Consider the following 11,843-nt stretch of genomic DNA (forward strand, 5'->3'; position numbering starts at 1 on the left):
AAGCGTGGCTATTATGCCAGCTGCCTGTTAATTTATACAGTCAAGTTTTGGCTTCTTATGTCTTCAATAGGCGTGCAAGTACTGTTGGGACTTTTGTGAAGCGGAAGGTGAAAATTGACAGAAAAAAACCTAATGGAATAACTAATAATAAATTGTTTAGCTAAGTTGATCGAAATCGACTGCCGGCAGGTATCACTGTCATATTGCAATTCGTCAATCTCAGGTAAACTCTACCGTTTACGCTTCGCTATTCGATATCACTGCGCCTAAGATAAACACCAACGGGAAATGCTATGTCTGTTACCTCTACGCCCATCGATTTTTGGTCTACTTTGAAACAAGAAGCAAAAGTTGTTGCAGATAATGAACCGTTATTATCAAGCTATGTTCATGCAAGTGTATTGGCGCATCATAACTTTGAATCGTGCTTGAGCTTTATTCTTTCCAATAAAATGGCAGACGACGTGATGCCTGCTCTCGCTATTCGTGAGGTATTTGATGAGGCTTACTTGTTAGAGCCTGGAATAAGTGAAGCGGCAACGGCAGACATTTTAGCTATTAAAGCGCGTGATGCGGCGGTAGGCGACTTCTTAACGCCGCTGCTTCATTTTAAAGGTTTTCACGCTGTTCAAGTTCATCGTATGGCGCATTATTTATGGATGCACGGTCGTCATCAGCTTGCTCTTTTTCTTCAAAGCCGCAATTCAGCTAGCTTTAGTGTTGATATTCATCCGGCTGCGAAAATTGGTAAAGGCGTGATGTTTGACCATGCGACAGGTATCGTTATTGGTGAGACCGCTGTAGTTGAGGATAACGTGTCCTTGCTACAAAGCGTTACGTTAGGCGGAACCGGCAACGAGTCTGGCGATCGTCACCCTAAAATTCGCCAAGGCGTTTTAGTGGGAGCAGGGGCTAAAATTCTAGGCAATATTGAAGTGGGCGAAGGGTCGAAAGTTGGCGCAGGAAGCGTGGTGCTAAACGACGTACCTCCCCATGTCACCGTAGTTGGCGTGCCGGCAAAAGTGGTGGGCCGCCCAGTGTGTCAACACCCTTGCGAGTCTATGCAGCAAAACGTGCTTGAGGATAATGTCTAAACAATATGTTTAGGCATTCAAGTCGAGTTTTTAGTTTTTAAACTCAGCCCCCAGCCTTTAATTTCAGTCCCAAGTTTAAGCAATTCGCTAAGCTTACGGGACTGTGCTCTTTTTTTTAAAGCTCCCTAATTAAAGCTCTCTAATTAAAGTGCCCTACTTAAAACTCCCTGCGTATAGCACCTTGCTTATAGCGCATGGTTTTAGAAAAAACGTTAGGCTGCTTTACCTATTAACGACAAAAGTGAGCGAGTTCTGACAATGTGCATAGCGATACATGTGGCAGCACCGAAACAGGCTCGTTTCGCAGCGCCATTGGCCTGTTGCAGGCAAACCAAGCTGCCTGAAATTGAGCATTTATTGCCCCCAGTACATCCTTAATAATGTTATCGCCCACATGCAATATGTTGCCGGCAGGAATATCTAATATTGCGGCTGCTTCGTTAAACATATCCGGTGCAGGTTTCATCGGCCTAGTTGTACTGGCATGCAAAATAGTCTCAAAATAGGGCGTGATGCCTATTTTATCGGCGTTGACATTACCGTTGGTTATGCCAACAAGGGGCATATTATCACTCAGCAGTTTGAGTACGTTGTGCACCTCATCATCTAAGGTTAAATCACTTCTCGCATCGTAAAAACAATTAAAGCATGCATCCACAGCGCTATTTAACTCTTCATCCTTCGGTATTTCTACAGAAAGCGTTTTTGCAGTTTTGCCAGAAAGCGCTGCCGTTAATATCACCTTGCGCAGTTGCCCCATGTCAGAGGCTAAGCGACCGTCTAGATTAACGGCAGCTTGCTTAAGTAGGTACCAGTCGCGAGGGCTAAGCGCCGCGGCGTCACTGTGATGGGCTTTTAAATGGGCGGCTAGGGCAGCTTCGGCTTGCCGAATAACGGGTTCGTTATTGTATAGGGTGTCATCGAGGTCAAAGGTCATGGCCTTTACTTCGTTAAGGGGTCTGTAAAACTGCATAAACTAGCGGGCCTTAATGTGTCGCGTTTAAATGTCGTGTTTACTTTTTATGTGCCCGCGGATGGGCTGCATCATAAACATTAGCGAGATGTTGAAAGTCGAGGTGGGTATATACCTGCGTTGTCGACAAGTTGGCGTGCCCAAGTAACTCTTGAACCGCTCGTAAATCACCACTCGACTCTAGTACGTGGGTTGCAAAGGAATGGCGCAATTTATGGGGGCTTACTTTTTGGGATATAGATTGCTCTTGGGCCATTCTATCAAGACGATTGGCAACTTGGCGGTTAGATATCCGCGTTTTTCGCTTGCTAACAAACACCGCTCTCTCATAAGGCGAGGCAAGGGCCGGCCTTACTTTTAACCAGGCGTTTAGGGCTTTTTGAGCGTGGCGACCTAAGGGCAAAATGCGTTGTTTGCTACCTTTACCGGTTACTCTCACTGTGCCGTCTTTCAAACAGTCGGCGAGATCAAGGCCGGTAAGCTCGTTTAATCGCAATCCGCAGCCGTACATCAATTCAAACATGGCGTTATCGCGAAGCTGCATTCCCTCGTCGTCATCACTTGATGGCCGAGCAGTAAGCAATTGCTGCATTTCATCAACGCTTAACTGTTTAGGTAAGGGTTTTCCTTGCTTAGGCGCATGGATACCCTCTAAGGGGTTGCTGAAAAGCTGTTTCTGCTCAATTAAATAGCGGCAGAAGGTGCGAAGCGCAGAAAGTCTAAGCGCGATGCTGCGAGCGCTGTGCCCCGACATTTTTGAGTCGGCCATAACGCGTTTAATATCGCTTGGGGTTAGCCCTGACCATTCAAATAAGCCAAGCAGCTTTGCCACTTCAGTGAGTTGTCGTTGATAATTTTTTACGGTGTGAGTAGACAAGCCGCGCTCTACTTGAAGGTGTAGCAAAAACTTATCAAGCCAGTGCTGACAGGCATCGCTTAAAATGGCCTCGTTAGAACCAGGCTGGATGTCACCTGAGCTAGCGTGATAATCGTCCGGCACGGGGGCTAATACCCCATCATCTCTGGCAATATAATGTTGAGTACTTGCTGAAGCTGTTGAAGTAACAAGGTATCCATCTCAGGCGTGAAATGGCTGGCATCGTTACTGCTTATTCCCAATATGCCTAGTTCGCGGTTGTCGCCAAGCAGCATTAGTGCAACTGATTCGGCGCTGCTTTCACCAAACAACAGCTGTCTTTCGTGTTGAGAAAGTCGTCCGAAGAAGAAATTAGATTCTTTAAAGCGCTTTTCTGTGAACAAACGCTGCTGTAGCTCTGGAATGGCGTGAGGGCCTTTGAAGCTTTTGATAACCGCAGAAGATAACTGAAGACGTTCTTGCAACACGTCTTCAAGCGTAAACTGCACTTCTGCAACACTTTCACAGCGAAGCAACTGAACATTTAAATCGGTGTAAACGCGGTATATTTTTTCATTTTGCTTAGCAATAGAAACCAACTGGTTAAGCTTGAAGTTAAGCTGACGTACTTTTTTTCTAAGCTGTTCACTTTGAATTTCTACCAGAGAAACACTTCCTTTTTGTTCATGGGGAAGGTTTATTTTCTCGAGAAGCTCGGGGTATTGCACAAAGAGCTCAGGGTTTTCTAACAAATAGTCACGCACCTGCGCTGGGGTTAGTGCAGAGGTGTCTGTAAAGGGCTCAATAATTTGAGTTGCGTTAGATTGCCCTAGTAATTCGCTCATATCATTATCTGTCCGTCATATACGTGTTCAGCAGGTCCAGTCATTTTCATCACGCTATCTGGGCCTGGCCAGCGAATACGTAAACTGCCTCCGGGCAAATCTACCCGCACATCGGTTCCTAATTTACCTTGTATTTGACCAATTGCAACTGTCGCGCATGCGCCGCTACCACAGGCCAAGGTTTCACCTGAGCCACGTTCAAATACACGAAGTTTAATATGCGACTCGTTGATAACCTGCATAAAACCAACATTCACACCTTCAGGAAAACGCTCGTGTCGCTCTACCAGTGGGCCAATTTCATGTACGGCGGCGGTATCAACATCATCGACTTCCATTACACAATGGGGGTTGCCCATTGAAGCGGCGCCAATAAATAAGGTTTTCTCACCTACTCGTAAAATGTAGGTATTTTCTTGCTTATTCGCTTTTAAAGGAACAGATGCTGGCTCAAACATGGGCTTACCCATATTAACGGTAACCTGACCATCTTTTTCGAGATACAGCACCATTTTTCCGGCTTTGGTGCTTACCACAATTTTGTTGCGGTTAATAAGGCCATGTTGTTTTACAAAACGCGCAAAACACCGCGCGCCGTTACCACACTGCTCCACTTCCGAACCGTCTGCATTAAAGATGCGATAGTGGAAGTCTTGCTCTGGGTCATAAGGAGGCTCAACCATCAATAGTTGGTCGAAGCCAATACCGAAGTTCCGGTCGGCCAGCTGTTTTATTTTATCTTTTGAGAAAAACACATTCTGGGTAACGTTATCAATCACCATGAAATCGTTACCCAAACCGTGCATTTTAGAAAATTGAACCTGCATTAACGGTGCATCTTTATCTTATAATTGTCTCTAGTTTACGGAAGTTTGTGCTCACCTTTCCAGAGATCTTTTTGAATTTCTCGCTCACGCACCACAATGGCGGTATCGCCATCAGCCATAATTTCGGCTGGGCGACAGCGACTGTTGTAGTTTGAGGCCATTACAAAGCCGTAAGCTCCAGCACTGCGAACCGCCAATAAATCGGTGGGTTTTATGGATAAAATTCTGTCTTTTCCAATAAAATCGCCGGTTTCACATACCGGACCCACCACATCATAGGTACTTGGTACAGCGTCGCTATTTTCGTCGACCGGAATAATATTTTGCCATGCTGAATAAAGTGCCGGGCGAAGCAAGTCGTTCATTGCAGCATCAACAATGGCAAAGTTTTTCTCTTCGCCTTGTTTAATAAACTCAACTTCTGTCACCAAAATACCTGCGTTTGCGGCAATAGCACGGCCAGGCTCAAGAATAAGTTTTAACGACTCTCGACCTACCATTTTTTCAGCCATCGCTTCAGCATATTCTTTAGGGTGCGGAGGTAGCTCATCGTTGTAAGTAACGCCTAAGCCGCCGCCTACATCTAAATGCTCAATAATGATATTGCGTTCGGCTAGCTCATCAATTAAGACCAGCAAGCGCTCTAATGCATCTACAAAGGGACCAATCTCTGTTAGCTGTGAGCCAATATGGCAGTCCATTCCTACTACATTTAAGTGTGGCAGTGATGCTGCTAACTCATAGGTAGCGAGGGCGTTTTCGCGGGCAATACCAAATTTATTGGCCTTTAGCCCTGTAGAAATATACGGATGAGTTTTCGCATCTACATCAGGGTTTATGCGCAAAGAAATAGGCGCTTTTACACCTAGCTCGCCGGCTACTTCATTGATACGGTGTAGTTCGGGCTCTGATTCTACGTTAAAACACATGATGCCTTGTTGAAGCGCGTAGCGAATTTCATCGTGTTTTTTACCCACGCCTGAAAATACCACTTTACTGGCACTGCCGCCGGCTTCAATCACTCTGGCTAGTTCACCTGCAGACACAATGTCAAAACCTGACCCTAGCTTTGCTAATACGCTAAGTACGCCAATGTTTGAATTTGCCTTTACCGCATAGCAGATAAGGTGAGGATGCTCGCCTATGGCGTCATTGAATGCATGCCAATGGCGCTCTAGCGTAGCCCGTGAGTAGATATAAACGGGGGTTCCGTGTTGAGCGGCAATATCGGCAACGGCAACGTCTTCAGCGAAAAGCTGACCTTGCTTGTAGGCAAAGTAATCCACTAGTTAGAGTCTCCAAATTTGGTAATAGGTGCAATCATGGGCGTATTCATGACGGGAGTTTTAGGCGCTGAGCCAGACACAAAATGAGATACTGTGTTTTGGCTGTTGTACGCTTGCTTTTCCTTACTATCAGAAGCATCAAAAGAAGCGTCAGATGAAACGTCTGAAGGTGGAGGCGAGTTTTGCGGCGGTGCGTCGGGTAGATACAACGCACCTTTATAGCCACAACCGTTTAATGCGGTGAGGGTAAGCAGAAAAACAGCCAACTTATTAAGCACAAAAAAATCCCGCTAAGAATACGATAAATGCCGCTATCATCGCATTGCGGTATTAAATTGCAAGAGACAATAAACGTTCTCTCGTTTTATCTCCATAGTGGACGTTTTTCCAAAGGGTTTCACAAAGCGTTTTTGTATCTGTGTAGTTGCCTTGTTTGATCCAATCAATAAGCAAATTCGCATTATCTGGGAAGGTGATTGGCTCGATATCTTCAGACGTCAGCCATTCTTCTAGAATATCGGTGTCTAGCTGAAACAAAGGCTGGCACAAGTTAAGGCTATCAAGCATAAACACATTCGATAACTGCTCAAACTGCCCGTGCAATGGCTTAATAAGTAACTTTTTGCCTAGCTGCAGCGCTTCACTTGAAAGCTCAAACCCGCCGTTGGCTACTACCCCATTACAGTTTTGTAAGGCTTTGTGGAAATGCACTTTAGAGGTGGGATTCCACTGAATGTGCCCCTGAGTGTGGGCCTGTTCTATATCTGGGTGAAAGCAAAGAAAGGTTTGGTCGGCCAGCGGCTCAAGCATATCCCTTATGTCATTAATATTTTCAAAGGGGAGATAAACCAATATATGGCTGTTTTTTGCATGGGCGATAGGCTTATCAACCACAAAGGGAGGAATGATAGGTTGGTTAAAATGATACCAGTGAACTCCAATTTTCTGCTGGGTTGGCGCAAAGATTTTCATTAAAGCGGTATCAAATAGCGAGTTACCCCGCTTGGGCACATCATACGCAAAGGCCGCTTGGTGGCTGATAGATATGGAGGGTAATCCTTGGCGCTTTGCAGCCCAGGCGGTTACAGGCTCAAAGTCGTTAATAAGTAAGTCGTATTGACTAGCATCAAACTGCTTTACGTCATGAATAAACTGCCTAACATTCGCTTGGCGTACCGTGTCCCATTTTTTGACTTTACCGTCTTTGTAGATAAAGCTTAATCCGCACAGTGTTCTGTAGTGACCGAACACATCCATATCAAAATATTTTTCCGGTGCTCGCCCTGTAAATACAAAGTCCACATCAATGTCACTTCGCTCTGCAAATGCAGCAGCCATAATTCTCGCTCGAGCAATGTGCCCATTGCCTGTGCCCTGCACACCGTAAAGTATTTTCATATCACACCAATATAGGAGTACTGAGGAACGCGATGGCAATTCCTAGTAAAGCCCCTGCAACAACATCAGAAGGATAATGTACGCCAAGCAGCACTCGGGATAACCCGATGAGTGAAGCCCATCCGTAAACCACAACCGAAAAAGACGGGTAAAAATGAGCCACTATGCACGCCATTAGCCATGCCGCAGCCGTATGGCCAGAAGGCAGCGAAAACTTATCTGAAGGCGTAATATGGGCTTTAAAATTAGTCAGGAAATCGCAAGGTCGAGGACGTTTTAAGGTTTTCTTCAACAATAAATAAATGGGCAGCTCTAATGCATATGCCATAAGGGCTGTGTAGAGGAAAATTTCACCGTGTTCAGGCTCAAATGCCCAAAGCAACATTCCCACAACCAGATAGAGGTAACCATCGCCGGTTTTTGATAACCAAATGATGGAACGACAGTCTCTTTTTTGCGTCAATTTGTATAGGCGGTAAAATAAGTCAGTATCGTACTTGGTCAAGGATTTCATAATTATAACCTTGTCCTCTGTTGGTTACTTATCGCACACGTTAGTTAGGTTCTGTGACCAATAGGTGACAGTATGAAGAAACATTTTTTACAAATGCCAACACGTCAAGTGAGTCTAGCGTCTCGTTTCACCACAGCCTTGCAAAGAGGCACGGGTGGCTTTTCGCTTAAGCCGTATTAGTTAAGGCTAAAAATTGTATCTACGTTTTGACTAAAAACTGCAAGATCTGTGCTCAATCTTGTTGTTTTTTCCGATAATCGCAACACACAATGAATTTCAATCAAGTGATGAAAACAAGCGTTTTCAACGTGTAATTTAGTGCTATGCTAGTGAAATACAGTGCGTTGTGACTTTTCACACAAATTAACTAATGTAAGGCAGGGCCATGGAATACAACACTTCAGAATTATGCGACTTGTTTGCTGATAGCGTGGATGTCGTAGACCCAATTTTTGCGAGCTTTGGTGGGCGTTATTCATTTGGTGGTGAAATCACAACAATTAAGTGCTTTGAAGACCGTGGCCTTATCGACCGCGTTTTAGCCCAGCCTGGAGCAGGTAAAGTGCTGCTAATTGATGGTGGTGGTTCCGCTCGTCGTGCACTGTTTGACGCTACATCGGCACAAACCGCTATAGATAATGATTGGGAAGGCGTGGTGTGCTATGGCAGTGTAAGAGAAATAGACAGCCTTGCTGAATTAGATATTGGCGTGTTGGCGGTGGCTGCTATCCCAGTGAATGCCGACGCTGAAAGCGTGGGTGATGTCGATATTCCAGTTAATTTTGGTGGTGTGACTTTCCTACCAGAAGATCACCTTTACGCTGATAGCACTGGGGTTATCTTGTCACCAGAGCCGCTAGACGTAGATTAAAGCGTAAGCTCAAAGTGAATTCAAAAGCGAACTAAAAAAGTGAATTGAGTACAAAATAAAAAGACGGAGGCCTAGGCCTCCGTTTTTTATTTTGTACTAGTTCGGCTTATTCGATAAGGACATCACGCCCTTGCGTTACTGATTATGTGTTTGCGTCTTCAAATACAGCGTTTAAGTACATGGCAATGCGTATTCCCGCCATTTGCAGACGACGTTTAGCCGTTGGCAGGTGATTGTATAAGTAGTCGTAACTCATTTTATTGGCATCAATAGGATAAATAGTGTCGCGAATGTCGGCGCTCTCTTCAATCCATACGTAAGGATCGGTTGTTGCCCAGTTACGAATATCTTCTGCGGTAATTTGCTCAGTTAACCATGATGTCCACTCGGTGTAAGACAGCGCGCGCTGGTCTAACATTTGTGAGTCCCACACGCGGTGCAGGTTAGAGTCTTGCCAGAAAAAGCGAACCTTTACATCGTTGCCACCGCGATCGGTGCCATTGCCAGCATGAAGCGGCTGATGCAGGTCTCCAATGATGTGTACGATAAAACGAAGAGCCAGTCGTTTTTCATCATCACTCGCTGTTTCGCTTTTCAAGGTTTTAGTAAAATCGCTCAGTGCACTAAACGCGTCGCCTTGCTTTGGTGCACCTACTTCAACATAGCGTTTACCTTCAGGTACAGTCACATAGTGCCAAGGGTTAGCGGTTTTTTGCCAAAACTCACTGGGGTTTGAGCGCATTTCATCGGCATGGGTTGAGGCTTCGGCAAGGGAGCCATGGGGTAGTAAATCCATGAGTGCCGCTTGCGACAGCGGGCTTAAATACTGTTCGGCAATAGCGCCCGTTACTCGGTGACCCGTTTGACCCCAACCAAAAGCGGGTGAAGCAATGCACATTGTTATCAGTGTGCTTAATGCCACTGCGCAAGTCCTATTTGCAAATGCAAACATAGTTATTCCTCTGAATGTTTTGACGATTGGTAGCCCCACCGAGCAACCAATGATTGTTCTATACCTAAGTGGTCTAGAATTCGAGCCACGACAAAGTCTACCAGATCATCAATCGTTTTAGGATTGTGATAGAAGCCGGGAGCTGCTGGCATTATTGTGGCACCCATTTGTGACAGTTTTAACATATTTTCTAGGTGAATAGAGGAAAGCGGCATTTCACGGGGGACTAAAATAAGTTGGCCTCGCTCTTTGAGTACGACGTCGGCTGCCCGCTCAAGAAGATTATCACTCGCCCCAATGGAGATAGCCGATAAGGTGCCGGTAGAGCAAGGGCACACAACCATTTTAGCCGGCGCCGCCGAGCCCGACGCAACCGGAGAAAACCACTCTTCTTTCCCGAATACCTTAATTTGGCCAGGTTTGCCGCCACAGTGCTCTGTAAAAAATGCCGCTGCATCTTCAGGGCGCGAAGGAATTTTTACATTTTCTTCGGTAGCGAATACCACTTTAGCCGCAGATGAGATAAGCACGTAAACTTGGTAGTCGGCGCTAACGAGTGATTGCAGCAATGTAAGTGCATACGGTGCGCCAGACGCGCCGGTAATAGCAAGAGTGACTTGCTTGTCATGTTTCATGTGTTGGCCTTGTTATATTTTTTTACTAAGCGCATCTAATAAACGCCCGTGAATACCGTCGAAACCACCATTGCTCATAATGAGAATATGATCGCCTGGCAGTGCTACGTTAGCTAGGAGTTGAACGATCGGTTCTACCTCATTAAAACACTGTGAGGAAACGGGGCTTTGGGCCGCAGCTTCTTTTAACGACCATCCCATTTCTTTGGGCTCGTATAAGTATACCTCGTCGGCTTGCTGCCACGAATTTGCTAGCGTGTCTTTGTGAATGCCCATTTTCATCGTGTTAGAGCGGGGTTCTAATACGGCATGAATTCGCGCATTGCCTACTTTATTGCGAAGCCCTTCAAGGGTGGTTGCTATGGCGGTAGGGTGGTGAGCAAAGTCATCGTATACCGTGATGTTATTCACCACGCCCTTAATCTCCATTCTACGCTTTACATTTTTAAAATGGGCGAGGGCTTCAATTGCATCAGGTAGCGTTACGCCAGCATGGTGAGCAGCGGCAATGGCCATAAGGCCATTGTCCACATTGTGCTGACCGAGAAGCGACCATGTTACGGTACCTTTGGTGTCACCATTATGGATAACATCAAATTGACTGCCGTCTTTGTTCAGTAATTGACTAGACCATTCTTTACCTAAACACTGACGAGACGACCAACAACCTTGTGCTAAGGTTTCTTCAATAGCGGGGACGTCACTCGGTGAAAGAATTAAGCCATTTTCTGGCACCATTCTAATTAAGTGATGAAATTGGGTTTGTATGGCGGCCAAGTTAGGAAAGATATCTGCGTGATCAAACTCTAAATTATTAATGACCAGTGTTTTTGGGCGGTAGTGTACAAATTTAGAACGTTTGTCGAAAAACGCGCTGTCGTATTCATCGGCTTCAATGACAAAGAATGGCCCATCGCCAATGCGTGCTGAAACGCCAAAATTTTCAGGAACGCCACCAATAAGGTAGCCAGGGTTTAGCCCCGTATAGTCTAATATCCATGCCACCATGCTGCTGGTGGTTGTTTTACCATGGGTGCCCGATAAGCCAATAACCCATCTATCTTTTAACAGGTTATCTAGCAGCCACTGAGGCCCGCTGGTATAGGCTAGGTTACGGCTTAGCACATACTCTACGGCCGGATTGCCGCGAGACAAGGCGTTGCCAATAATAACGATATCAGGCGTTGGCGAAAACTGGCTTTCGTCAAACCCTTCGGTGAGTTCTATTCCCAAAGCCTCTAACTGGGTGCTCATGGGGGGATAAACATTGCTATCAGACCCTGTCACTTTGTGTCCAAGTGACTTAGCGATGGCTGCAATGCCGCCCATAAAACTTCCGCAGATACCCAAAATATGTACGTGCATAGCGCATTCTCATTCTTGTCATTTATGGGGTGTACTGTATCAGAACCTTAAAAGATTTGGATAATCCAACGTGAGAAAAAACTCAGCTTAAGCGCTTTGATTAGCCTCCGCTATGTCACGTTTACAGTCAACATTGGCTTTATTTATTGAACGCTCAGGTTGATAACGCTAAAACTGGTATGGTGTGTGAATGTTACTCTGATGGTATATAACCCTGTATGTCTGTT

13 protein-coding genes are annotated in these 11,843 nt (G+C 45.5%); 2 read left to right on the plus strand and 11 right to left on the minus strand.

Annotated features, from left to right (window positions below):
- Positions 1-293 precede the first annotated feature (293 nt).
- Positions 294-1,094, plus strand: a complete 801-nt coding sequence (gene cysE, locus GTQ48_RS10190; RefSeq protein WP_163106593.1) for a serine O-acetyltransferase — start codon at positions 294-296, stop codon at positions 1,092-1,094.
- A 229-nt stretch (positions 1,095-1,323) separates the two neighbouring features.
- On the opposite strand, the gene GTQ48_RS10195 is transcribed toward cysE, so the two are convergent.
- The 8 genes from GTQ48_RS10195 to GTQ48_RS10230 form a co-directional block, all read right to left on the minus strand.
- A complete protein-coding gene (locus GTQ48_RS10195; protein WP_163106594.1) occupies positions 1,324-2,067 on the minus strand; it encodes an HAD-IA family hydrolase in 744 nt (247 codons plus the stop codon).
- Positions 2,068-2,107: 40 nt separating this feature from the next.
- Positions 2,108-3,010, minus strand: a complete 903-nt coding sequence (xerC, locus tag GTQ48_RS10200; protein WP_420837603.1) for a tyrosine recombinase XerC — start codon at positions 3,008-3,010, stop codon at positions 2,108-2,110.
- 62 nt (positions 3,011-3,072) lie between these two features.
- Positions 3,073-3,768, minus strand: a complete 696-nt coding sequence (locus tag GTQ48_RS10205; protein WP_032094641.1) for a DUF484 family protein — start codon at positions 3,766-3,768, stop codon at positions 3,073-3,075.
- A complete protein-coding gene (dapF, locus tag GTQ48_RS10210; protein WP_163106595.1) occupies positions 3,765-4,595 on the minus strand; it encodes a diaminopimelate epimerase in 831 nt (276 codons plus the stop codon). The genes GTQ48_RS10205 and dapF overlap by 4 nt, the downstream gene beginning before the upstream one ends.
- A 35-nt stretch (positions 4,596-4,630) precedes the next feature.
- Positions 4,631-5,881 (minus strand): diaminopimelate decarboxylase, encoded by a 1,251-nt coding sequence (lysA, locus tag GTQ48_RS10215; RefSeq protein WP_163106596.1) that lies wholly within the window; start codon positions 5,879-5,881, stop codon positions 4,631-4,633.
- The gene (gene lptM / locus GTQ48_RS10220; RefSeq protein WP_239060072.1) at positions 5,881-6,159 is read right to left on the minus strand and encodes an LPS translocon maturation chaperone LptM; all 279 of its coding nucleotides are present in this window, start codon (positions 6,157-6,159) and stop codon (positions 5,881-5,883) included. The genes lysA and lptM overlap by 1 nt, the downstream gene beginning before the upstream one ends.
- A 52-nt stretch (positions 6,160-6,211) precedes the next feature.
- Positions 6,212-7,279: an MJ1255/VC2487 family glycosyltransferase gene (locus GTQ48_RS10225; RefSeq protein ID WP_163106597.1), complete on the minus strand. Its 1,068-nt coding sequence runs from the start codon at positions 7,277-7,279 to the stop codon at positions 6,212-6,214.
- A 1-nt stretch (position 7,280) separates the two neighbouring features.
- On the minus strand, positions 7,281-7,793 hold the full coding sequence (locus GTQ48_RS10230) for a phosphatase PAP2 family protein (protein ID WP_032094637.1): 513 nt from the start codon (positions 7,791-7,793) through the stop codon (positions 7,281-7,283).
- A 385-nt stretch (positions 7,794-8,178) separates the two neighbouring features.
- Between GTQ48_RS10230 and rraA the strand changes: the two genes are divergently transcribed.
- Positions 8,179-8,664, plus strand: coding sequence for a ribonuclease E activity regulator RraA (rraA, locus tag GTQ48_RS10235; RefSeq protein ID WP_163106598.1), 486 nt, complete (start codon positions 8,179-8,181; stop codon positions 8,662-8,664).
- 142 nt (positions 8,665-8,806) lie between these two features.
- Here rraA and GTQ48_RS10240 read toward each other — a convergent pair whose 3' ends face one another.
- Genes GTQ48_RS10240 through mpl form a run of 3 tightly spaced genes read right to left on the minus strand, consistent with a single transcriptional unit; the run spans position 8,807 to position 11,616 of the window.
- Entirely contained in the window at positions 8,807-9,616 is an 810-nt protein-coding gene (locus tag GTQ48_RS10240; RefSeq protein ID WP_163106599.1) for a S1/P1 nuclease, read from the minus strand.
- 2 nt (positions 9,617-9,618) lie between these two features.
- Positions 9,619-10,251 carry a flavin prenyltransferase UbiX gene (locus GTQ48_RS10245; RefSeq protein ID WP_163106600.1) on the minus strand — a complete coding sequence of 211 codons (633 nt, stop codon included), beginning with the start codon at positions 10,249-10,251 and terminating at the stop codon, positions 9,619-9,621.
- 12 nt (positions 10,252-10,263) lie between these two features.
- Positions 10,264-11,616, minus strand: coding sequence for a UDP-N-acetylmuramate:L-alanyl-gamma-D-glutamyl-meso-diaminopimelate ligase (gene mpl, locus GTQ48_RS10250; protein WP_163106601.1), 1,353 nt, complete (start codon positions 11,614-11,616; stop codon positions 10,264-10,266).
- Positions 11,617-11,843 lie beyond the last annotated feature (227 nt).

It is taken from the genome of Alteromonas genovensis, assembly GCF_010500895.1.
Taxonomy (GTDB): Bacteria; Pseudomonadota; Gammaproteobacteria; order Enterobacterales; family Alteromonadaceae; genus Alteromonas; species Alteromonas genovensis.

Bases quoted from the DNA above. Each gene is read 5' to 3' on its own strand.
- rraA (WP_163106598.1), top strand. From the start codon at position 8,179: ATGGAATACAACACTTCAGAATTATGCGACTTGTTTGCTGATAGCGTG.
- cysE (WP_163106593.1), top strand. From the start codon at position 294: ATGTCTGTTACCTCTACGCCCATCGATTTTTGGTCTACTTTGAAACAA.
- GTQ48_RS10230 (WP_032094637.1), bottom strand. From the start codon at position 7,793: ATGAAATCCTTGACCAAGTACGATACTGACTTATTTTACCGCCTATAC.
- GTQ48_RS10245 (WP_163106600.1), bottom strand. From the start codon at position 10,251: ATGAAACATGACAAGCAAGTCACTCTTGCTATTACCGGCGCGTCTGGC.
- GTQ48_RS10225 (WP_163106597.1), bottom strand. From the start codon at position 7,279: ATGAAAATACTTTACGGTGTGCAGGGCACAGGCAATGGGCACATTGCT.
- GTQ48_RS10240 (WP_163106599.1), bottom strand. From the start codon at position 9,616: ATGTTTGCATTTGCAAATAGGACTTGCGCAGTGGCATTAAGCACACTG.
- GTQ48_RS10195 (WP_163106594.1), bottom strand. From the start codon at position 2,067: ATGCAGTTTTACAGACCCCTTAACGAAGTAAAGGCCATGACCTTTGAC.
- GTQ48_RS10205 (WP_032094641.1), bottom strand. From the start codon at position 3,768: ATGAGCGAATTACTAGGGCAATCTAACGCAACTCAAATTATTGAGCCC.
- mpl (WP_163106601.1), bottom strand. From the start codon at position 11,616: ATGCACGTACATATTTTGGGTATCTGCGGAAGTTTTATGGGCGGCATT.
- dapF (WP_163106595.1), bottom strand. From the start codon at position 4,595: ATGCAGGTTCAATTTTCTAAAATGCACGGTTTGGGTAACGATTTCATG.